The following is a 23268-nucleotide window of genomic DNA, read 5'->3' on the forward strand; positions in this document are numbered from 1 at the left end:
GATCAGAACCACTCATCCTGCATCCCCAGGCAAACATCATCCCGAGCCTCAAGAATCGCCAGCTCATGATGACAACCCGGCACTTCCCAGGTCAGGAAGTAGCGCGCCGCCTGCAGCTTGCCTTTATAGAAGCTCACATCCGCCGCATTACCCTTGGCCAACCCTTCCTCGGCACGGATCGCCTGTTCCAGCCAGCGCCAGCCAATCACCGTGTGACCAAATACCTTCAGGTACAACGCCGAGTTCGCCAGGCTGCTGTTGACCTTGCCTTGGGCCAGGTCGGTCAGCAGGCCGATGGTCACGGTTTGCAGGCGCGCCACCAGTTTCTCCAGCGGCTCGCGCAGTGGCGTCAGCGAATCCAGCGCCTGTGCTCGCTCGCCAGTGTCGGCGATCAGGCGGATCAGTTGCTTGAGCCCCGCACCACCGTTCTGCGCCAGTTTTCGGCCCAGCAGGTCCAGCGATTGAATACCGTGGGTGCCTTCGTGGATCGGGTTCAGGCGGTTGTCGCGGTAGTACTGCTCCACCGGGTATTCGCGGGTGTAGCCGTGGCCGCCGAGGATCTGGATCGCCAGTTCGTTGGCCTTCAGGCAGAACTCCGACGGCCAGGATTTGACGATCGGCGTCAGCAAGTCCAGCAGTTCATGGGCCTGTTTGCGTTCGGCTTCGGTCGCAAGGGTGGTGGTGTCATCGAACAGCCGCGCCGCGTACAGGCCAAGGTCGAATGAGCCTTCGACGTAGGCCTTTTGTGTCAGCAGCATGCGTTTGACGTCGGCGTGCTGAATGATCGCCACCGGCGCGGTGTTCGGGTCCTTGCTGTCCGGTACGCGACCCTGTGGACGCTCGCGGGCGTAGTCCAACGAATACAGATAGCCGGCGTAACCGAGCATCACCGCCCCCATGCCGACGCCGATCCGCGCCTCGTTCATCATCTGGAACATGTAGCTCAAGCCCTTGTGCGGCTTGCCCACCAGATAGCCGACGCACTCGCCGTTATCGCCGAAATTAAGTGCTGTAGAGGTGGTGCCACGCCAGCCCATCTTGTGGAACAGCCCGGCCAGCAACACATCGTTGCGCTGGCCGAGGCTGCCATCGTCGTTGACCAGGAACTTGGGCACGATGAACAGCGAAATGCCCTTCACCCCGGCCGGCGCGTCCGGCAGCTTGGCCAGCACCATGTGTACGATGTTTTCCGACAACGGGTGATCGCCGCCGGAGATGAAGATCTTGTTGCCCTTGAGGCGATAAGTGCCGTCGGACGCAGGTTCTGCGCGGGTACGAATATCCGACAGCGACGAGCCCGCGTGGGGTTCGGTCAGGGCCATGGTGCCGAAGAAACGGCCGTCGATCATCGGTTGCAGGAAGCGGCGCTTCTGCTCTTCGGTGCCGAAGCTTTCGATCAGGTTCGCCGCGCCCATGGTCAGGAACGGGTATGACGTCGAAGCCGCGTTGGCCGATTGAAAGTGCGCGAAGCAGGCCTGGGACAGCAGCGTAGGAAGCTGCATGCCGCCAGCGTCGAAACTGCGCGCGGCGTTGAGGAAGCCGGCTTCGAGGAAGGCATCCACCGCCGGTTTCACTTCCGGAATCAGAATCGCCTGACCGTTCTCGTAGCGCGGTTCGTTCTCGTCGCCCTTGCGGTTGTGCGGAGCGAAGAATTTCTCGGCGATGCTGCGGGCGGTACCGATGGCCGCATCGAAGGTTTCGCGATTGTGCTCGGCAAAACGCTCACGCTGGGTCAGGCCCTCGGCATCAAGGACTTCATACAGCTCGAAAGCCAGATTGCGGGAACTGAGCAACGTCTCGGACATGGCGGCCTACCTTTTGTTGGAATGGGCCGAGTCTAGGCTTGTGAATTTATGCTGAATAGCATGATTGATGAGCGTGATAGTTGGGTAGAGAAGTGACCTAGCAGGCACCACAAAACAACTGTAGGAGTGAGCCTGCTCGCGATGACGGCGGCACATCCGAAACAGATGTGACCGACAGACCGCTATCGCGAGCAGGCTCACTCCTACAGGGATTTGATTGTCAGGCAGCCATTGCGGCTGCCCGGTTTATCGGTTTTAACCGATGGTCATCAAACTGGCATTACCACCCGCTGCAGCCGTGTTGACGCTCAGCGCACGCTCGATCACCAGGCGTTCCAGCGCAATGTTGGTTTCGCCTTGCGACAGGCCCTGCACACCGACGATGGCGCCGGCGCGCTTGGCAACCTGCTGGCACACCGCACGCAACTGGTCGGAGTGACCGTGATGCACAACCGCATCAAACACCACTTCGTCCTTGTTCCAGTCGGAAACCAGCTTGATGCGTGCCTGAATGTCCTTCGGCAGGCGTGCGAACAAGGCCTTGGTCATGTCAGCTTCCAGCCATACCGCCGAACCACCGACAGCCAATACCGCTGCCAATTGAGTCAGCAGATCGCCTTCGACTTCCGCCAGGCACAGCACGTGTTCACGCGGCAGGATCGCATAGCTGTTGCGCTCGCCGGTCGGGCCGGCCAGGAGACGGGTGATGCCGCTTTGCGATTGCGCGGCGAACTGCACGCACAGGGTGCTCAGGTCGGCGAACTTGTGGCTGTCGGCCCAGGCTTTCAGGGCGGTCAGCGGCTTGCTCATGGCGTCGCGCAGACGAACGTCCGGTGCCGCGGCAGCATCGCCACGAGCGAAGGACTGTTCGATCGCATCCGCAGGGCGGGTCGACAGCAGGCGGTACAGGTACAGCGGGCCGCCGGCTTTCGGGCCGGTACCCGACAGGCCTTCGCCGCCGAATGGCTGCACGCCTACTACTGCGCCAACGATGTTGCGGTTGACGTAGACGTTACCGGCATTGACGTTGTCGATCACCTTGGCGATGGTCTCGTCGATGCGGGTGTGCACGCCCAGGGTCAGGCCGTAGCCGGAAGCGTTGATCTGGCCGATCAGTTGATCGATGTCCTTGCGCTTGTAGCGAACAACGTGCAGCACCGGGCCGAAGATTTCTCGCTGCAACTCGTCGAAACTTTCCAGTTCGATCAGCGTTGGCATCACGAAGGTGCCGCGTTTGACTTCTTCAGCATCGGCGATGGCCACCTGGTACACGCTGCGACCTTTGTCACGCATGGCCTGGATGTGCTTCTCGATGCCAGCCTTGGCTTCGGCGTCGATCACTGGGCCGATGTCCACGGACAGACGCTCAGGGTTGCCCAGACGGCTTTCAGCCATCGCGCCCTTGAGCATTTCGATGACGCGGTCTGCGGAATCTTCCTGCAAGCACAGTACACGCAGAGCCGAGCAACGCTGACCGGCACTGTCGAAGGCCGAGGACACCACGTCGATCACGACTTGTTCGGTCAGTGCCGAAGAGTCGACGATCATTGCGTTCTGGCCACCGGTTTCGGCGATCAGCGGGATCGGACGGCCCTGGCTGTCCAGGCGACCGGCAATGTTGCGTTGCAGCAAGCGCGCGACTTCGGTGGAACCGGTGAACATCACGCCTTTAACGCGATCATCGCCGACCAGACCGGCCCCAACGGTTTCGCCACGGCCCGGCAGCAGTTGCAGCACGCCTTCCGGGATGCCGGCTTCGAGCATCAGGCGCACGGCCTGAGCAGCGACCAGCGGAGTCTGTTCGGCAGGTTTGGCCAAAACCGGGTTACCGGCGGCCAACGCAGCAGCCACTTGACCACTGAAGATCGCCAGCGGGAAGTTCCACGGGCTGATGCATACAACCGGACCCAATGGACGGTGAGCGTCGTTGGTGAAGTCGTTGCGTGCCTGTACCGCGTAATAACGCAGGAAGTCCACGGCTTCACGCACTTCGGCGATGGCATTGGCGAAGGTCTTGCCGGCTTCGCGGGCCAGCAGGCCCATCAGTGGCTGGATCTCGGCTTCCATCAGGTCGGCGGCGCGTTCCAGGATCGCGGCGCGCTCGGCGGGCGGAGTGGCCTGCCAGATCGGTGCAGCGTTGAGGGCGCACTGGACCGCGTTGTCGACGTCTTCGACGGTCGCTTCCTGCACATGACCGACCACGTCACGCAGATCGGACGGGTTCAGCACAGGGGCTGGAGTTTCGGTGCTGGAGGCGCAACCGAGCATCGGCGCCGCTTTCCAGTGGTTGTGTGCAGTAGCGAGAAGCGCGCAGGACAGCGACGCCAAACGATGTTCGTTGGCCATGTCGATGCCGCTGGAGTTGGCGCGCTCGGAGCCATAGAGGTCGCGCGGCAGCGGAATGCGCGGGTGCGGCAGGCCGAAACCACCTTCCACGGTGGCCATCTGCTCGATGCTGGCTACCGGATCGGCCACCAGTTCCTGGATCGAAATCGACTGGTCGGCGATGCGGTTGACGAACGAGGTGTTCGCGCCGTTTTCCAGCAGGCGACGCACCAGGTAAGCCAGCAGGGTTTCGTGGGTGCCGACCGGAGCGTACACGCGGCACGGACGGTTCAGCTTGCCTTCGGAAACTTTGCCTACAACCTGTTCGTACAGTGGTTCACCCATGCCGTGCAGGCACTGGAACTCGTACTGGCCCGGGTAATAATTCTGACCGGCGATGTGATAAATGGCCGACAGGGTGTGGGCGTTGTGCGTGGCGAACTGCGGATAGATGACTTCCGGCACCGACAGCAGCTTGCGGGCGCAAGCGATGTAGGAAACGTCGGTGTACACCTTGCGGGTGTAGACCGGGTAGCCTTCCAGGCCTTCGACCTGGGCGCGCTTGATCTCGCTGTCCCAGTACGCGCCTTTCACCAGGCGGATCATCAGGCGATGACGGCTGCGGCGAGCCAGGTCGATCACGTAGTCGATCACGTACGGGCAACGCTTCTGGTAAGCCTGGATCACGAAGCCGATGCCGTTCCAGCCAGTCAGTTGCGGCTCGAAGCACAGGCGCTCGAGCAGATCCAGCGACAGCTCGAGGCGGTCGGCTTCTTCGGCGTCGATGTTCAGGCCGATGTCGTATTGCTTGGCCAGCAGGGTCAGCGACAGCAGGCGCGGGTACAGCTCGTCCATCACGCGCTCGTACTGGGCGCGGCTGTAACGCGGGTGCAGGGCGGACAGCTTGATCGAGATGCCCGGGCCTTCATAAATCCCGCGACCGTGGGAGGCTTTGCCGATCGAGTGGATGGCTTGTTCGTACGAGGCCAGGTACTTCTGGGCGTCGTGCTCAGTGAGCGCGGCTTCACCCAGCATGTCGTAGGAATAGCGGAAGCCCTTGGCTTCGAACTTGCTGGCGTTGGCCAGGGCTTCGGCGATGGTTTCGCCGGTCACGAACTGCTCGCCCATCAGGCGCATGGCCATGTCGACGCCCTTGCGGATCATCGGCTCGCCGCTCTTGCCGATGATGCGGCTCAGGGACGAAGTCAGGCCGGCTTCGTTGTGGGTCGACACCAGTTTGCCGGTCAGCAGCAAACCCCAGGTGGCGGCGTTGACGAACAGCGACGGGCTGTTGCCCAGGTGCGGCTGCCAGTTGCCGGTGCTGATCTTGTCGCGGATCAGGGCGTCGCGGGTGCCTTTGTCCGGGATGCGCAGCAGCGCTTCGGCCAGGCACATCAGCGCCACGCCTTCCTGGGACGACAGGGAGAATTCCTGCAGCAGGCCCTGAACGATGCCGGCACGGCCGCCGGCGCTCTTCTGGTTGCGCAGTTTTTCAGCAATCGAGGCAGCGAGCTTGTTGGTGGCTTCGGCCATTGGTGCCGGCAGGCGTGCCTGCTCGATCAGCATCGGCACGACTTCCGGCTCGGGGCGACGGTAGGCGGCGGTGATCGAGGCGCGCAGTACCGATTGCGGCAGGATGCTTTCGGCGAATTCGAGGAAGCACTGGTGGGCGTGATCCAGAGGCGCGTCGACGCTGTCGTCGGAATCCTTGGTCGAACCGTTCAGCTCGGACAGGGTTGCACCACCCTCGAGTTTTTCCAGGTAATTGAAGATTGCCTGCTTGATCAGCCAGTGCGGCGTGCGATCAATCGAGGTCGCGGCGGCCTTGAGGCGTTCGCGGGTCGGGTCGTCAAGTTTGACCCCAAGGGTGGTGGTAGCCATGTTTTTATCCTCATGTTTGCCACGACTGCGTGGCATCAGCTGGCGGCAAGATTAGCCGTGCGACTGTTGAGGTGCAACCGGGTGCAACCCTTTTTTTATCGGAATATTACGCAGCTCGTCAGGAAATAAATTCCGGTACGCGAGTGCTGCCTCTGCTTGGTGCTTTTTAGGGTAGTTGACTCTCGTTCTTGCTCCGAAAAGGAGCAAAAAACCGGGTTTGAAATTTATTTCCGACTGGGTGCAACTTATTCTCGAGAAACTGGTTGCACCTTATTTGCTTTGTTGAATAGCATTCGTGCCCAAGGTGCAACCCGGACAAAATCCGGGTACTCCGGCTGATGGCTTTCCTGGGGAAACATCAGTCATAAATGCGCGGGAACCCGGATCGTCTGTCAAACGTATGCGTTTGCGAGCGGTTCACCAGCCGCCGCTACATAAAAACAAAGCCAGGGCGTAACTTAATGAGCGTAAGCAATCCAACCCTGATCACGTTCGTGATCTACATCGCAGCAATGGTGCTGATCGGCTTGATGGCCTATCGCTCCACCAACAACCTTTCCGACTACATTCTGGGCGGCCGTAGCCTGGGCAGCGTCGTGACCGCACTGTCCGCCGGTGCCTCCGACATGAGCGGCTGGTTGTTGATGGGCTTGCCCGGCGCGATCTACATGTCCGGTCTGTCCGAAAGCTGGATCGCCATCGGCCTGATCATCGGCGCCTACCTGAATTGGCTGTTCGTCGCCGGCCGTCTGCGTGTGCAGACCGAGCACAACGGTGATGCACTGACCCTGCCGGACTACTTCGCCAGCCGTTTCGAAGACAAAAGCGGCCTGCTGCGGATCATCTCCGCGGTCGTGATCCTGGTGTTCTTCACCATCTACTGCGCTTCCGGCATCGTGGCCGGTGCCCGTCTGTTCGAAAGCACCTTCGGCATGTCCTACGAGACGGCGCTGTGGGCCGGTGCCGCGGCGACGATTGCCTACACCTTTATCGGCGGATTCCTGGCTGTAAGCTGGACCGATACCGTACAAGCCACCCTGATGATCTTCGCGTTGATCCTGACGCCGGTTATCGTGCTGCTGGCCACTGGCGGCGTCGACACCACTTTCCTGGCCATCGAAGCGCAAGATCCAAGCAACTTCGACATGCTCAAGGGCACCACTTTCATCGGCATCATTTCGCTGATGGGCTGGGGTCTGGGCTACTTCGGCCAGCCGCACATCCTGGCGCGTTTCATGGCTGCCGATTCGGTTAAATCGATCGCCAAGGCCCGTCGCATCTCCATGACCTGGATGATCCTGTGCCTGGGCGGCACCGTGGCCGTCGGCTTCTTCGGTATCGCCTACTTCTCGGCGCACCCGGACATGGCGGGCGCAGTCTCCGAGAACCACGAGCGTGTGTTCATCGAACTGGCCAAGATCCTCTTCAACCCCTGGATCGCGGGTATCCTGCTGTCGGCCATCCTGGCTGCCGTCATGAGCACCCTGAGCTGCCAGTTGCTGGTGTGCTCGAGCGCCCTGACCGAAGACTTCTACAAGACCTTCCTGCGTAAATCCGCTTCCCAGGTCGAACTGGTCTGGGTCGGCCGTGCCATGGTGCTGTTGGTGGCCCTGGTTGCCATCGCTCTGGCGGCCAACCCGGAAAACCGTGTACTGGGTCTGGTGAGCTACGCCTGGGCCGGCTTCGGTGCCGCATTCGGTCCGGTCGTGCTGATCTCCGTGATCTGGAAAGACATGACCCGCAACGGCGCACTGGCCGGTATCCTGGTCGGCGCGATCACCGTGATCGTCTGGAAACACTTCGAACTGCTGGGCCTGTACGAAATCATCCCTGGTTTCATCTTCGCCAGCCTGGCGATCTACTTCGTCAGCAAAATGGGCACGCCGACTGCCGGCATGTTCCAGCGTTTTGCTGCTGCAGAGAATGATTACCGCCTGAACAAGTGATGAGTGATGGGTTGAACTCTACCCATCCCTGATAAAAAAACGGCTCGCAGCTTTAACAGTGCGGGCCGTTTTTTTTTGCAAGCCAAGTTCGAAAAACAAGCATTGGCCCTCCAATATCCGTGGTCCTTTTCAGTGCTGGTCGTAAGACATTTCCTGATTTTCTCGGCCGTCTTGAGTTTCATCTCTGTCCACGTACTTTGCGTCAAGCCACTCATTCCGAGTCGGCGATATCCATCGTTAACAGTGGTGCGCTCTCATAACTGAGGCGCCGTAGAAAGGGAGAACAGCAATGGCCAAGGGGTACTTCATTCGCGAAGGTGACGAGACCACTTGCGGTGGCAAAGTTCTGGAGTGCGATACTCATATCATGATGTATGGCTTCGCCCATGCGCGCGACGGTGACCCGGTTTCCTGCGGCAAAGACAATAAAATCTACGTGATCGCTGGCGGTGTTTCCTACTTCAAAAGCAATGGCAGGATGGTAGCGGGATCGCTGGATAGTTTCAGTAGTTGTCCTTGCAAAGCCGGGCTGATCCCGTCGCAGGACACGGCGGGCTACCAGTCCGAGCGCAGTGCTGCACCTCACGCCACGCGAACCGCCACTGCGCAAGTCGAACCCGCAACTGCGAGAGCTCCGGTAACTTCGAGATCATCCAGCTTCGCGCCGACGCCAACTCCTCCCATGCTGGTGCGTAACAACAGCGCAGAGTTAGTAGAGCCGGGCTTTTACATCGTTCCGAAGAGCACCTCCCGCGAACAGCTTGAGGCCTCGCTTTTCACCCTGCGCGACCCGGCAGTGATGGGCAAATTCAAATTGCTCAATCCCAACCTGCGCGACGTCAAAGCCGGCTCGCTGATCGTGCTGAGTGATCCCAATAACTACCAGTGCACCCGTGAAGAAGCGCTGCTTATGGATGTGGCAGCCAGGACCAATCAGGTGCTTGAAACGCTTAGCCCGGAAGAAGCGGATTTCATGGTGCAACACCGGGATGCCATCCAGACTATCTTGGGCTTCGGCTCTGACGCCATTGGTGTCGGCGCGAGTATTTTCAAAAATAATCTGGATAACGTCAGCGAAACCCTGAAAAAAATCGAAGCGTTGCATCAGCATTCATTCCTGCGCGATGGCCACCTGAGCTCACCGGCGTTTCTGGCAGAGCGGCAAAAGCTGCTCGCTCAACTCGATATCCACATGACAAGCCTGACTCGCAAAGGTATCGGTTTCCCCGATCACCCCAATTTGAATCGTGCAATGTTCCTTTCTCCTCCCAGCCTGGTTCACCGCTGGACTGAAGCTGGCGGCGTAGGGCAGATGCCAGGATACGCAACTCATCTTGAGGGTGTGGCCAAGGCTTCCAAGTACCTTAAGTACGGTGGCTGGGTCGGCACGGCCATTGGTGGGGGGGAGTCAGCAATGAAGGTGCAGGATGTGTGTGCAGGGGGAAATGCTGAAGCCTGCGAGCGAATCAGGTTTACTGAGTCGGGGAGTTTTGTTGTTGGTATCGGCGGTGGCATGGGTGCTGGCTGGATGTTAAGTGCCCCGGTCGTCGGTGCACTCTGCATTGGATTAGGGGTGCCTACAGGCGGGATAGGGACGTTGGCATGCAGTATCGTCGTGGTTGGCGCTGGCGCTTACGTAGGTGGCGAAGTGGGTGGTAAGTTAGGCGAAATGGCTGGCGAAGTGATTTATGAGGCGACGAAATGACTACCGCAGGATTTGTTGTTGGTAGCTTGAGTTGCTTCGTGGCCGTTGGTCTTTTCATTTGCATCACACTTGCTCTTTACTTGGGGTATACCCAGGGCGATCAGATGTCTAAGTATTTCAAAAATAGCACTTCAAGTATGACTAGTGCTACGCAAAGACACTCAGGTCCTTACGGTAAACTACAACTAGTTGGAGGAGTGTCTTTTGTCGTGACATTTCCTCGGTTTTTTTTGAAGCATGGAATTCTCAATGCTGAAGATGTTAAAAGCTTCCCCTTGCACCTCAGGCGAAAACTTGTAGCACTACAATGGGGCTTTATAGGGGTTTTCATCTCTATGGTGCTATTAGCCTGTATAGGGTGGTCAGGAGTACTTGATTAACTAACAAATGGGCACGCAGCCCTCCGGATAGCGTGCCCATTCCACCCACTGCAGGCGCGGGATCCCTGATATGTAGGCTTGTAGTGGCAGGAGCTGGCTCTTTGGCTAAAGGATTTGCCCTCGGCAAGACGGGTGAAAAAACAGGCGAATTAATCTACGAGACGCTGAAATGAGCGTAAGCTTCGCGCAAAAGTTATTTCTGTGCATCAGCATTACTGGTTTTGGCGGGCTTCTAGTTTTCCTGGGTGTTGCTTTGCATTTGGCTTGCGCCAAAATGGATGTAGTGCTGGATCATTTGAAAAACTGCCCGGCTATTATGGTCCGGGCTCCTTTCAAGAACGGCGGAGCGTGGGGCAGGCTGTTCGTACTTGGTGCAGTAATGGGCGTGATGACTATGCCAAAAATTTTATCTCCGTGATGGCGGGGCCGATGCGAAAGATCTGGAAGCTTTTCCTGGAGGACTTAGGAAAAAACTAATAGTTTTGCACTGGGGCGGGGTTGCTTGTATTGCTCTATTGCTTGCGCTTTTTGCAGTTAACGCGCTTGGCTACATCCAGTAATGCCCGGGTTAAGTTGCAAGAAGCTCTATGGTGGATTGAGGTCGCTGCGAACTTTCCGGGCAAGGTCCTAGGACGTTTCCTTCAAAACGTAGCGGCTTTCATGAACTGGTGCCACGAGGGGGCTGCCGATAGTCTTTGCCAGCCACTGACAACTCAGTGGTGGGGTGTAGGAACCTCTCAAGACCGTTAGAGCTACATTGGCGTCACAGCCTGGTTTGCGGCCGTTTGCATGCGGCCGTAAGATCAGTTGCGGCGGCTATGCGCGGGCACGCTTCGGCGTGGTCGAGTTTTGCTCTAAGGGTCTCGATATTCCTACCCCGTGCATAGCTGCCACCCTAGCCCGTAGGAAGGCTGATGGCAGGTCCATTTCCTCCTTAGAGCGTTAAAAATGAAATTCATACATCCCGACCCACCTTACAAAAAACCAATCCCCCATCCCGACAGCCGCTTCATGGCATTGACCAGCAACTGCACCGACATGCCCACCCTGTTCGTCGACACCCACGCGCCACTCGACATCCTCAGCGACGCCGCCAACTACAGAATCCGTGCAGTCACCCAAGTGCTGGAGAACCTGTCGATGCGCGGTTCGATCGAGTGCGAGTCCTTCATCCTCAGCGATTTCGCCTTGCTCTGCGCCATTTCGTTGCGCGATGGCTGTGATGTGCTGGATGTGGTTGGACGGCGGTTGCGGGCGCGGCCTACAGCGGCGGCGTAGACGTCGCCACAAGATCAAAAGATCACGGGCTTCATCTTCGCCAGCCTGACGATCTACATCGTCAGCAAATTGGGCGCGCTGTCTGCCGGCATGCTGCAGCGATTCGCCGCGACGGAAAGGACTTCATGCTGAACAAATAAGGCCTCCAGCGAGGCTTTTAGCTTCCTGATTGAAGAAGACGGCCCGCATCCGATGGATGCGGGCCGTTTTTTATTGGGGATCAGTCAAGATCGGCATCGGGCTGATTCAGAAAGATCAGCACACCCAGTATTGCCATGTAGAACCTGAAGGCTGCGTCCTGACCATTCCAGATGTCGGATTGCCACATCAGAAACCACTCGCCGCCAACAACCATGAAGCCGAAAAACCACACGAAAAACCCTGTCGTCAAACCCGCTACGGCCCACTTCCTGGCCTGCCTGAATTCATGCCCACCGGCTGACCGTGAGCGCCAGAGCTGTAGTGCGCCGTAGCCAAGCAGTCCACAGGTAATGGCTTCGCCAAGGATGATCAGCCAGTAGGCCCCATGCCACACCCAAGGCAGATCAATTGCGCGATACCGGGCGGCGTTGTCAGGGAAGGTGGTGTCCATGCTCAGCACGTGCCGGACGAAGTTGAAGTTGGAACCGTAGTCGGTGATGTTGTTGAACACGGTCATGAAGGCGAATGCGGCGAGCGCCAGGGTCATTGCAATCTTTGCGTAGCGAATGGTCATTGGTGCGTCCTTTGCTTTTTTCGACAAAGAACGCTATCACGCCGGTTTGCAGGTTCGGGAATCTTCCTGTTGTGAGGCGTTTCTGAATTTGTCGAGTGATGGTGCATGCTTGTTGCCGCTATGAATGCTCGAAGTGTCCGCTTGGCTGCCAACCCCTGACTTGCCGGCCGGTAAAAGGTAAACTTCCCGGCCTTCGCAGGAGCAGCCATGAATTATCGTCACGCCTTCCATGCCGGCAATCACGCCGATGTGTTCAAACACCTGACCTTGACCCGCCTCATCGCCCTGATGTCGCGCAAGGAGCAGCCGTTTGCCTATCTCGACACCCACGCCGGCATCGGTCTGTATGACCTTCAGGGTGATCAGGCCAGCCGTACCGGTGAGTACCTGGAAGGCATTGCGCGTTTGTGGGATCAGCCGGATCTGCCGATCCTGACCGCGGATTACATGCAAGTGCTGCACGAGATGAACCCGGATGGCCAGTTGCGCTATTACCCGGGGTCGCCGGAGTTGGCGCGGCGTCTGACTCGTCCGCAGGACCGTGTGTTGCTCAACGAGAAACACCCGGAAGACGGCGTGCTGCTCAAGGACAACATGGCCGGTGATCGCCGGGTCAAGGTGCACCTGGGCGAGGGCTGGCATGTGCCGCGGGCCTTGCTGCCGGTGCCTGAGAAGCGTGCGGTGATGCTGATCGATCCGCCGTTTGAGAAACTCGACGAGATGCAGCGCTGTGCCGCGTCGTTGAAAGAAGCGATCGGCCGGATGCGCCAGACCGTGGCGGCGATCTGGTACCCGGTGAAGGATCAGCGCGCGCTGCGCCGCTTCTATCAGGACCTGGCCGGTACCGGTGCGCCGAAGTTGTTGCGGGTGGAGTTGCTGGTGCATCCGCTGGATACGCCCAACAGCCTGAACGGCTCCGGGCTGGCGATTGCCAATCCGCCGTGGGGGCTTGAGGAAGAGTTGCGTGAGCTGCTGCCGTGGTTGTCCCGGAAGCTGGGGCAGACCCAGGGTGGGTGGCAGATGGATTGGTTGATTGCCGAGAGTTGACTCTGTACCTGTAGGAGCGAGCTTGCTCGCGATGGACGCAAAGGCAACGCGTTAAATCAGAAAGTACGCGCTATCGTTAACGACCATCGCGAGCAAGCTCGCTCCTACAGGTTTGTTGACCGATTAAATCGGGCAGGTCACGCCGGTACCACCAATGCCGCAATAGCCTTCCGGGTTTTTCGCCAGGTATTGCTGGTGATACGTCTCGGCAAAGTAGACGGTCGGGGCCTGGTCGATTTCGGTGCTGATTTCACCGAGACCGGCCTTGGACAGCTCGACCTGGTAGGTTTCCTTGCTCTTGAGCGCCGCGTCCAGTTGTTCCGGGCTGGTGGCGTAGATCACCGAACGGTACTGGGTGCCGATGTCATTGCCCTGGCGCATGCCTTGCGTCGGGTTGTGCAATTCCCAGAACATCGCCAGCAGTTCTTCGTATCTGACCTTGGCCTTGTCGTACACCACCAGCACCACTTCGGTGTGACCGGTCAGGCCCGAGCAGACTTCTTCGTAGGTCGGGTTCGGCGTGAAACCGCCGGCGTAACCGACCACGGTGCTGACCACGCCTTCACGCTGCCAGAAGCGGCGTTCCGCACCCCAGAAGCAGCCGAGGCCGAAGATCGCGAAGTCGACGTCTTCGAAGAACGGGCCGAGCAAGGGGGTGTCTTTAAACACGAAGTGCTTTTCAGGCAGGGTCATCGCGGTTTCGCGGCCGGGCAGAGCTTGTTCTTTAGTCGGGAGCACGTTTTTGTTCACCAGAATTTCCGAGCGCAGAACCATGATCAGTCCTCTCAGTCAGGTTGGGTTGTAAATAAACAGGCTGTCAGTGTGCCCAATACCTGCCCGATACGCACTACCTTGTGGGAGCGAGCTTGCTCGCGATGAGGGCATAACTTTCAGTATCAATGGCGACTGATCCACCGCTATCGCGAGCAAGCTCGCTCCCACAGGTTCTTTGCCTGCCGCAGATTCTGTGTTTGTCAGGCGATTGGGCCGCGCGGGTAGCGTTTGAGCTTGTCGATCAGCTCGTTGCCCGGGATCGGACGGTCGAACAGGTAGCCCTGGCCGACGTCGCAGCGGTGACGGCGCAGGAACGACAACTGCTCGGCGGTTTCGATGCCTTCGGCCACGACCTTGAGCTTCAGGTTGTGGGCCATGGCGATCACCGCGGAGGTGATTTCCATGTCGTCCTGGTTGTCCGGGATTTCGTGGATAAAGCTTCGATCGATCTTGATGATGTCGATGGGGAATTTTTTCAAGTAACTGAGCGACGAGTAACCGGTACCGAAGTCGTCCATGGCCAGGGTCAGGCCCAGGCGTTTGAGCTGGTCGAGCTGCAAGTGGGTGTCTTCGGTGGCTTCCAGCAGCAGGCCTTCGGTCAGCTCCAGCTCCAGCAAATGAGCCGGCAGGGCTTCTTCCTTGAGGATGTTGGCAATGGAGGCGACCAGGTCCGGGTCGGAAAACTGCTTGGGCGACAGGTTGATCGCCACTTGCAGGTTGCCCAGGCCGGCGGCGGTCAGGGCTTTGCTCATGCGGCAGGCCTGGCGGGCGATCCATTTGCCGATCGGAATGATCAGCCCGGTTTCTTCGGCGACGCTGATGAACTGGTCCGGGCGGATCATGCCCTTTTCCGGATGGTCCCAGCGCAGCAGTGCTTCCATGCCCAATAGGCGACCACTGCGCAGGCACAGTTTTGGCTGATAGAACACGTCGAGTTCGTTCTGGGTCAGGGCGCGGCGCAGGTTGTTTTCGACGAACAGCTTGTAGCTGGCCTCGGCGTTGAGCGCTTCGGTGAACACTTGCACCTGGTGTTTGCCGTTGGCCTTGGCCTTGTGCAGCGCCAGCCCGGCGTTGCGCATCAGGGTTTGCGGATCACGCCCGTGCAGCGGCGCGCAGGCCAGGCCCACGGAGCCGGTGACGCTGATCAACTGGTTGTCGACGAACATCGGTTTGTCGAGGGTCGCCAGCAACTGGTTGGCCACTTGCTGGCCCTCCGTGAGGTCGCTGTCGTCCAGCAATACGGCGAATTCGTTACTGGCGAATCGCGCCAGGCTGCCGCTAGGGATCAGGCTGTTGCGCAGGCGCCGGGCCAGGCTGATCAGCAGTTTGTCGCCGGTCTGGTGGCCGAGGCTGTCGTTGATCCGCTTGAAGTTGTCGATGTCCACCAGCAACAGGCTGATCGGCGCGTCGCTGTCCCGGGCGAAGCGTTCATCGAGGTTGCGGATGAACGCCGGGCGGTTGCCGAGGTTGGTCAGGTTGTCGGTGTAGGCCAGGCGCTCGATACGCTGCTGTGCGAGCTTGGTCTGGGTGATGTCTTCGTAGATGCCGATGTAGTGCGTCAGCTCGCGGTTGTCGCCGTAAACCTTGGAGATCGACAACTGGCCCCAGTAGGGTTCGAGGTTTTTGCGGCGGCTTTTGAATTCGCCCTGCCAACTGTTGCTCTTGGCAAGTGCTGAAGGCGCGTCGAACAGCAGTTCGCTGAGGTTCTCCAGGGCTGGCAGTTCTGACAGACGCTGGCCGTGCACTTCTTCGGTGGAATATTGGGTGATTGCGGTGAAGCTCGGGTTGACGTATTCCACCACGCCATCGCAGTTGACCAGCAAAAAGGCGTTCGCACTTTGTTCGACCGCGCGCTGGAACAGGTGCAGGGCGCTGGTGGCGGTTCGCCGGTTGTGGTTGCTGATGACCTGGGCAAACTGGTCCGCCAGTTCTCCGGCGAAGGCGATTTCATCCGACTGCCAGGCGCGGGTCGCCCCGGTTTGCTCCAGGCACAAAACGCCGACCACCTGGCCATCGACGCGGATACTGGCGTCGAGCATTGCGTTGACGTCGCGCGGGCGCAGGCTTTCGGCCATCTCCCGGGTGCGCGGGTCGCGCATGGCGTTATGGGCGTCGATGGCGCGGCCGGTGTGCAGGGCGTCGAGGTAATCGGGGAAAACGCTGACGTCGATCGGTTGCGGTAGCAGGTATTGCTGATTCGTGCGGTGATAGGCCGAGATCGGCACCAGCATCGAGCCTTCGAGGTGCCACAGGCTGGCGCTGTCGATTTCGTAGATGTCGCAGGCGCTGCGCGTGATCAGCTCGGCGGCTTCGCGCAAGGAGTTGTTGCTGCTGTAGCGTTGACGGGTGAGCAGCAGGATCAGGTCCTGCTGGGCACGCACCCGGTCCAGATGCAGCAGTTGCTCCTGCTGGGCGCGCTGATTGAGTTCCAGGGCAATCTGCAGGCGCGAGTTCTGGGTTTCCAGATCCAGGGCCGGTTGCAGCGGGTCATCTTCGAACAGACCGTCGATGACCAGCAGGTAGCCGCGCAACAGATGTCGATTGTGTTGTTTGTAGGCTTCGCCCAGCTCCAGCAGGCTCAGGGAGCCAGAGGCGGTGTGCAGGGTGTAGCGGATCAGGTAGTGCGTGCTTTCAGTCAGCTGTTGCTGGATCGCGTCGTGCAGTTGATAGCGCGCTTGCGGCTCCATCAGGCTGGCGTAGGGCGAACCCACCAGCGCACACAGCTCAACGGCGGGCAGGCCGAACTGGCGTTCGCAATTGGGATCGAGAAACAGCAGCGCCCAGCTGGGTTCATTAAGCCGTTCGAAACGCAGCATGCCGAGCCGCGAGGGCACAGGCAACTGCGTCACTACCTCGGCCACCATACGGCTGGCGGCATCGGGTTGGCTTTTCATGGAGGGAAACTCGCTTCGAATATGCTGAACGCGCCGGGCTCTCGCCCTCTTTACTGTTGCCTGCGGCAAGGTTGCATCATTGCGACACCGACTGACAAGAGAGATGAAGGCCAAGTGCTATAAGAATATGTCGGCAGACGACGGGTTTTCTTCAGTCGGTGGTAAAAAGTATCGCTATTCGCCGAAAAATCGCAGTTTTGCAAGTATTGCAAATGACTGCGATCTGTTTCCGGGTCAGCGAATCGGGATGCCAATGGACTGCAAAAGCGTGCCCTCCCGGTCGTGATAATTCACCTGGAGCTGCCCGGCATCGACGACCAGGTGGGCAAAGTTATCCTGGCTGATCACGTTGCTGGTCAGCTCATGCCGATAGTCGCCGGAGGCGGTGCGGACCAAGGGTTGATCGAGGGCGAACGTGGAAGCCGTGGCATAGGGCAACATTCTGCTGTTGCACAGCGGTGACGAGACGATGGTGTGGACTTCGAAGTCCGGGTCCTCGCTGTGGGTCAACCGGCTGGTCAGCGAACCGTGAACATCACCGGAAATGAACACGACGTTCGTGATGCGGTGTGTGCGAATGGTCTCCAGCAACCGCAGCCGTTGTTCGGGGAAGGCCTGCCAGGCGTCATCATCCGAGCGTTTTTGGTCAGGGTAGAACATGACACTGGTGACCACGAATTTGACCCGCGCCGGGCTGTCGATCAGCCAGCCGCACAAGGCCTGTTCCTGGGCTGTATCGAGAATGCGTCGGTCAGTGGTCGACAGATTGCGTCGGGTTCGACTGTCGGTCACAAACCATTCGATATCGCCTTCATTAAATTGATACCAGTATTTGTCCAGTCGTTTATTTACAAGTCCATCATCGGTGAGTGCATGAGCTGGACTATGGCTGGCCTGATACAACTCATAGGCCCTGATCGCGTTTGCATATAAGTAGTCATCGGACTTGCTCTTGTTGGCGGGCCAATTGTCTTCTATTTCATGGTCGTCAAGGATCATGTAAGTGGACAGGCTGGACATTAATCTGGCGATATTTATCTGCGAAAACGCCACACGATATTTATGCAGGATTTCCTTGAGTTCCCGATCCGGGGCAATGATGTTCAAATCATCGACATAGATTTGGTCGCCCGTCATCACCAGCGCACTGACGGGAGGACTGGCTTGCTCCACCAGACGTGAAATTGAAGCGAAGATTCTGTCGCCCAGGTGAGGGGCCGATGCGATACCTGCGGTTATGCGCAAGTATCGGCAGGAACCGACAATGTAGGCCTTTGGCAGGCCGGCCTGGCTGGAACGGGTCCGCAGGTGATAAACCTGCCGTGGCCATTGCAGCGGCAGTTCATTCAGCGTGTCGATGGTGTGCACCGGACTTATCGGGCTGAACCACCCCGCCTGATACTCATAGTCGGAGTCGGCGGACAGGTTGTTTAGTGCAAAGACTTCGCACATGTCGCGCTCGGGTTCGAGTTTCGCAAAGTTGCCTGTTGACCATTGGTCTTCGCCTTGTCGTCTATAACGGATGCCGGCAAATACCAACGTGTTTTTATTGTGTTCGCCGCGCAAGAAAATACGCGCGTGATTAGTTGTGATGTGGCCAATAATCGGGCCGACAGTTGGTTTAAGCATGTTTGAATCCATTCGGCTGCTTGTGAATTGGTTAGATGGTTGTTTCGGATGTAATAAGTAGACTTGCAGCCAAGGCTAGTTATTTGGCCCGAAAAAATATCTGGCAGAAATGGATTCGAGTTGTGGGCGATATCAGCCACAAATGTAGGAAGACGTTTTAAGTAAAACATCAGGCAAAAAAAGCCCCGCCAAATTGGCGGGGTTGAGGTACGAGCGTGGCGCTCGGAAACGTGGAACGCAACTGGCCCTCCGGTGAAGGAGGGCCGGTCGGTGTTACAGGAGCATGGTGCGGATGTCGCCCAGCAGATCGCTCAGACGCTTGGTGAAGCGTGCAGCAGCGGCGCCGTTGATCACACGGTGATCGTAGGACAGCGACAGTGGCAGCATCAGTTTCGGCTGGAAGGCTTTACCGTCCCAGACTGGCTGGATGGTTGCCTTGGAAACACCGAGGATCGCCACTTCCGGCGCGTTGACGATCGGCGTGAAGCCGGTGCCGCCAATGTGACCGAGGCTGGAAATGGTGAAGCAGGCGCCTTGCATCTCGTCCGACGAGAGCTTCTTGGTCCGGGCTTTTTCAGCCAGGGAAGCAGCCTCGGCGGCCAGTTGCAGCAGGCTCTTCTGGTCGACGTTCTTGATGACCGGCACCAGCAGGCCATCCGGGGTGTCAACGGCGAAGCCGATGTTCACGTATTTCTTGCGGATGATCGCTTTGCCGCTTGGCGCCAGCGAGCTGTTGAAGTCCGGCAGTTCCTTGAGCAGGTGTGCGCAGGTCTTGAGCAGTAATGGCAGCACGGTCAGCTTGACGCCGGCCTTCTCTGCAACGGCTTTCTGGGCAACACGGAACGCTTCGAGTTCGGTGATATCCGCCGAGTCGAATTGCGTCACGTGCGGCACGTTCAGCCAGCTGCGGTGCAGGTTGGCGGCGCCGACCTGCATCAGGCGGGTCATCGGCACTTCTTCGATTTCACCGAAGCGGCTGAAGTCCACGACCGGAATCGGCGGGATGCCCGCGCCACCGTTTGCGCCGGCAGCAGCGGCCGGTGCTTCCTTGGCCTTCTGCATCATGGCCTTGACGTAAACCTGCACGTCTTCCTTCAGGATGCGACCGTGCGGACCGCTGGCGCCAACGGCGTTCAGCTCGACGCCGAATTCACGGGCCAGTTGACGCACGGCAGGGCCGGCGTGAACTTTTGCACCAGGCTTGGCTGGCGCGGCGACCGGCGCAGCAGCAGGTGCAGCGGCGGCGGTAGGAGCAGCAGCTGGAGCCGGTGCGCTCGGAGCAGCAGCGGCAGGCGCCGGTGCAGCGGCCGGAGCGGCGCCTTTGACTTTCAGCTTGAGGATCAGGTCGCCGGTACCGACTTCGTCATCGAGCTTGATGGAAACGCTTTCCACCACGCCAGCGGCTGGCGAGGGGATTTCCATGCTCGCCTTGTCGGATTCCAGGGTGATCAGCGACTGGTCGGCCACAACGGTGTCGCCGGCCTTGACCAGGACTTCGATGATCTTGGCCTTGCCCGCCGAACCGATGTCCGGAACGTGGATGTCCTGAACGCTGTCGGCAACCGGTGCAGCCGGAGCTGCTGCAGGGGCAGGCGCAGCGGCGGCAGCTGGCGCGGCAGCCTGGGCCGGAGCAGCAGCCGGTGCAGCAGCACCCGCCACTTCCAGGTCCAGGATCAGGTCGCCGGTGCCGACTTCGTCGTTGAGCTTGACGCTGATGGCCTTGACCACGCCAGCGGCAGGCGACGGGATTTCCATGCTCGCCTTGTCGGACTCCAGGGTGATCAGCGATTGATCAGCCGCGACGGTGTCGCCGACCTTGACCTGGATCTCGATGATCTGGGCCTTGCCCGACGAACCGATGTCCGGCACGTGCACTTGCTGAACCGAAGCGGCGGCAGGGGCAGCGGCAGGCGCGGCAACAGGTGCCGCAGCCGGTTTGGCTTCAGCCTTGGCGGCTGGCGCAGCGGCTGCCGCAGGAGCCGCAGCAGCGGCACCTTCGACTTCCAGCTCCAGCAGTTCGTCGCCTTCTTTCAGGCGATCGCCCAGCTTCACTTTCAGGCTCTTGATGATACCGGCCTTCGGCGCAGGCACTTCCATGCTCGCCTTGTCCGATTCCAGCGTCAGGATGCTCTGGTCGGCTTCGATACGGTCGCCGACCTTCACAAACAGTTCAATTACTTCACCTTCACCGCTGCCGATGTCAGGTACGCGAATGAGTTCGCTCACAAAATCTCTCCTCAGCAGTCCAGTGGGTTGCGTTTTTCCGGGTTGATACCGAACTTGGCGATGGCCTCGGCCACCACTTTAGGTTCGATGTCGCCACGGTCAGCCAGTGCTTCCAGGGCTGCCAACACCACGAAATGACGGTCGACTTCGAAGAAATGACGCAGTTTCTTGCGGCTGTCGCTGCGGCCGAAACCGTCGGTGCCCAGGACTTTGAATTCCTTGGACGGTACCCACTGACGGATCTGCTCGGCGAACAGTTTCATGTAGTCGGTAGAGGCGATGACCGGACCTTTGCGGCCGTTCAGGCACTCTTCGACGTAGCTCAGCTTAGGCTTCTGGCCAGGGTGCAGACGGTTGGTGCGCTCAACGGCCAGGCCGTCGCGACGCAGTTCGTTGAAGCTGGTAACGCTCCACACGTCGGCGCCGACGTTGAACTCTTCGCGCAGGATCTTCGCTGCTTCACGGACTTCACGCAGGATGGTGCCGGAGCCCATCAGCTGAACGTGGTGCGCCGCTTCGCGGTTGTCTTCTTCGAGCAGGTACATGCCTTTCTTGATGCCTTCTTCGGCACCGGCCGGCATGGCTGGCTGCTGGTACGACTCGTTCATCACGGTGATGTAGTAGAAGACGTCCTGTTGCTCTTCGGTCATCTTCTTCATGCCGTCCTGAATGATCACCGCCAGCTCGTAGCCGTAGGTTGGATCGTAGGTGCGGCAGTTCGGGATGGTCGCGGCCAGCAGGTGGCTGTGACCGTCTTCGTGTTGCAGGCCTTCACCGTTCAGGGTGGTACGGCCGGCGGTGCCGCCGATCAGGAAGCCACGGGTGCGGCTGTCGCCAGCGGCCCAGGCCAGGTCGCCGATACGCTGGAAGCCGAACATCGAGTAGAAGATGTAGAACGGCAGCATCGGCTGGTTGTGGCTGGAGTACGAAGTACCGGCAGCGATGAAGGAGCTCATGGCGCCCGCTTCGTTGATGCCTTCTTCGAGGATCTGGCCCTTCTGGTCTTCCTTGTAGAACATCACCTGGTCTTTATCGACTGGCTCGTAGAGCTGGCCGACGGAGGAGTAGATGCCCAGTTGGCGGAACATGCCTTCCATACCGAAGGTACGGGCTTCGTCCGGGATGATCGGCACGATGCGCGGACCGATTTCCTTGTCCTTGACCAGTTGCGCGAGGATCCGCACGAAGGCCATGGTGGTGGAGATTTCGCGGTCGCCCGAGCCGTCCAGGATCGCCTTGAGGGTGTCCAGTGGCGGAGTCGGGATGTTGAAGCTCTTGGCGCGACGCTGAGGTACGAAGCCGCCCAGTGCAGTACGACGTTCGCTCAGGTAACGGGCTTCGGCGCTGCCTGCTTCCGGTTTGAAGAATGGCAGGTTTTCCAGCTCGTCGTCCTTGACCGGGATGTCGAAGCGGTCGCGGAACAACTTCAGGCTTTCGACATCGACCTTCTTGGTGTTGTGCGCAGTGTTCTTCGCTTCGCCGGCACCGGTGCCATAACCCTTGATGGTCTTGGCCAGGATGACGGTCGGTTGTTCTTTGTGGTTGACCGCTTCGTGGTACGCCGCGTAGACCTTGTACGGGTCGTGGCCACCACGGTTGAGCTTCCAGATCTCGTCGTCGGACAGGTCTTCGACCATCGCCTTGAGTTCTGGCGTGTTGAAGAAGTGTTCGCGAACGAACGCGCCGTCTTTGGCTTTGTAGTTCTGGTACTCGCCGTCGATGACTTCATCCATGCGGCGTTGCAGGATGCCGTCGACGTCCTTGGCCAGCAGTGGGTCCCAGAAACGGCCCCAGATGACTTTGGTCACGTTCCACTGAGCACCGCGGAACACGCCTTCGAGTTCCTGGATGATCTTGCCGTTGCCGCGAACCGGGCCGTCGAGGCGCTGCAGGTTGCAGTTGATGACGAAGATCAGGTTGTCCAGCTTTTCGCGGCCGGCCAGGGAGATAGCGCCCAGGGATTCCGGCTCGTCGCACTCGCCGTCGCCCAGGAAGCACCAGACTTTCTGTTTGCCTGGCTGGATGAAGCCGCGGTGTTCCAGGTACTTCATGAAGCGTGCCTGGTAGATCGCCTGGATCGGGCCCAGACCCATGGATACGGTCGGGAACTGCCAGAAGTCAGGCATCAGCCAAGGGTGCGGGTAGGACGACAGGCCCTGACCGTCGACTTCCTGGCGGAAGTTGTTCATCTGGTCTTCGGTGATGCGGCCTTCCATGAATGCGCGGGCGTAAACGCCTGGCGAGGTGTGGCCCTGGAAGTAGATCAGGTCGCCGCCGTGTTCTTCGGTCGGGGCCTGGAAGAAGTAGTTGAAGCCGATGTCATACAGGGTCGCACTGGAAGCGAAGCTGGAGATGTGACCGCCGAGGTCGGAATCCTTCAGGTTCGTACGCATTACCATGGCCATCGCGTTCCAGCGTACCAGCGAGCGAATGCGGCGTTCCATGAACAGGTCGCCAGGCATGCGTGCTTCGTGGGTTACCGGGATGGTGTTGCGGTAAGGCGTGGTGATGGCGTAAGGCAACTGCGAACCGCTGCGGGTCGCCAGTTCACCCATACGGGTCATCAGATAGTGAGCACGGTCTTCGCCTTCTTTGTCGAGAACCGATTCCAGGGCGTCCAGCCATTCCTGGGTTTCGACGGGATCGAGGTCTTGCATGGCTTG

The 23268-nt window shown here is 59.2% G+C and carries 13 protein-coding genes and 1 pseudogene; 6 read left to right on the plus strand and 8 right to left on the minus strand.

Annotated features, from left to right (window positions below; genetic code table 11):
* Positions 1 to 2 precede the first annotated feature (2 nt).
* On the minus strand, positions 3 to 1805 hold the full coding sequence (locus tag ACM6J5_RS04325; protein WP_414927886.1) for an acyl-CoA dehydrogenase: 1803 nt from the start codon (positions 1803 to 1805) through the stop codon (positions 3 to 5).
* 255 nt (positions 1806 to 2060) lie between these two features.
* The gene (gene putA, locus ACM6J5_RS04330) at positions 2061 to 6011 is read right to left on the minus strand and encodes a trifunctional transcriptional regulator/proline dehydrogenase/L-glutamate gamma-semialdehyde dehydrogenase (RefSeq protein WP_414927887.1); all 3951 of its coding nucleotides are present in this window, start codon (positions 6009 to 6011) and stop codon (positions 2061 to 2063) included.
* A 461-nt stretch (positions 6012 to 6472) separates the two neighbouring features.
* On the opposite strand from putA, the gene putP reads away from it, so the two are divergent.
* The 5 genes and pseudogenes from putP to ACM6J5_RS04355 all read left to right on the plus strand — a co-directional run.
* On the plus strand, positions 6473 to 7957 hold the full coding sequence (gene putP / locus ACM6J5_RS04335; protein ID WP_414927888.1) for a sodium/proline symporter PutP: 1485 nt from the start codon (positions 6473 to 6475) through the stop codon (positions 7955 to 7957).
* Positions 7958 to 8246: 289 nt separating this feature from the next.
* A complete protein-coding gene (locus tag ACM6J5_RS04340) occupies positions 8247 to 9662 on the plus strand; it encodes a PAAR domain-containing protein (RefSeq protein WP_414927889.1) in 1416 nt (471 codons plus the stop codon).
* A gap of 549 nt (positions 9663 to 10211) precedes the next feature.
* Positions 10212 to 10460 (plus strand): hypothetical protein, encoded by a 249-nt coding sequence (locus ACM6J5_RS04345; protein ID WP_414927890.1) that lies wholly within the window; start codon positions 10212 to 10214, stop codon positions 10458 to 10460.
* 530 nt (positions 10461 to 10990) lie between these two features.
* On the plus strand, positions 10991 to 11320 hold the full coding sequence (locus ACM6J5_RS04350) for a hypothetical protein (protein ID WP_150672355.1): 330 nt from the start codon (positions 10991 to 10993) through the stop codon (positions 11318 to 11320).
* A gap of 21 nt (positions 11321 to 11341) precedes the next feature.
* Positions 11342 to 11460, plus strand: a pseudogene (locus ACM6J5_RS04355) (sodium:proline symporter); the annotation flags it as partial.
* A gap of 80 nt (positions 11461 to 11540) precedes the next feature.
* On the opposite strand, the gene ACM6J5_RS04360 reads toward ACM6J5_RS04355, so the two are convergent.
* Positions 11541 to 12035, minus strand: a complete 495-nt coding sequence (locus ACM6J5_RS04360; RefSeq protein WP_095943224.1) for a DUF2165 family protein — start codon at positions 12033 to 12035, stop codon at positions 11541 to 11543.
* Between the two features lie 207 nt (positions 12036 to 12242).
* On the opposite strand from ACM6J5_RS04360, the gene ACM6J5_RS04365 reads away from it, so the two are divergent.
* The gene (locus ACM6J5_RS04365) at positions 12243 to 13082 is read left to right on the plus strand and encodes a 23S rRNA (adenine(2030)-N(6))-methyltransferase RlmJ (protein WP_414927891.1); all 840 of its coding nucleotides are present in this window, start codon (positions 12243 to 12245) and stop codon (positions 13080 to 13082) included.
* Between the two features lie 123 nt (positions 13083 to 13205).
* On the opposite strand, the gene msrA is transcribed toward ACM6J5_RS04365, so the two are convergent.
* The 5 genes from msrA to aceE all read right to left on the minus strand — a co-directional run bounded on the left by msrA (position 13206) and on the right by aceE (position 23262).
* The gene (gene msrA / locus ACM6J5_RS04370; protein ID WP_150672357.1) at positions 13206 to 13856 is read right to left on the minus strand and encodes a peptide-methionine (S)-S-oxide reductase MsrA; all 651 of its coding nucleotides are present in this window, start codon (positions 13854 to 13856) and stop codon (positions 13206 to 13208) included.
* Between the two features lie 200 nt (positions 13857 to 14056).
* The gene (locus ACM6J5_RS04375; protein ID WP_414927892.1) at positions 14057 to 16750 is read right to left on the minus strand and encodes a putative bifunctional diguanylate cyclase/phosphodiesterase; all 2694 of its coding nucleotides are present in this window, start codon (positions 16748 to 16750) and stop codon (positions 14057 to 14059) included.
* 234 nt (positions 16751 to 16984) lie between these two features.
* Positions 16985 to 18379, minus strand: coding sequence for an alkaline phosphatase D family protein (locus ACM6J5_RS04380; protein WP_414927893.1), 1395 nt, complete (start codon positions 18377 to 18379; stop codon positions 16985 to 16987).
* Between the two features lie 273 nt (positions 18380 to 18652).
* Positions 18653 to 20605, minus strand: a complete 1953-nt coding sequence (aceF, locus tag ACM6J5_RS04385) for a dihydrolipoyllysine-residue acetyltransferase (RefSeq protein ID WP_414927894.1) — start codon at positions 20603 to 20605, stop codon at positions 18653 to 18655.
* Between the two features lie 11 nt (positions 20606 to 20616).
* Positions 20617 to 23262 (minus strand): pyruvate dehydrogenase (acetyl-transferring), homodimeric type, encoded by a 2646-nt coding sequence (aceE, locus tag ACM6J5_RS04390; protein ID WP_095943218.1) that lies wholly within the window; start codon positions 23260 to 23262, stop codon positions 20617 to 20619.
* Positions 23263 to 23268: the final 6 nt, after the last annotated feature.

This window comes from Pseudomonas sp. IT-P74 (genome assembly GCF_949768175.1).
Classification (GTDB): Bacteria; Pseudomonadota; Gammaproteobacteria; order Pseudomonadales; family Pseudomonadaceae; genus Aquipseudomonas.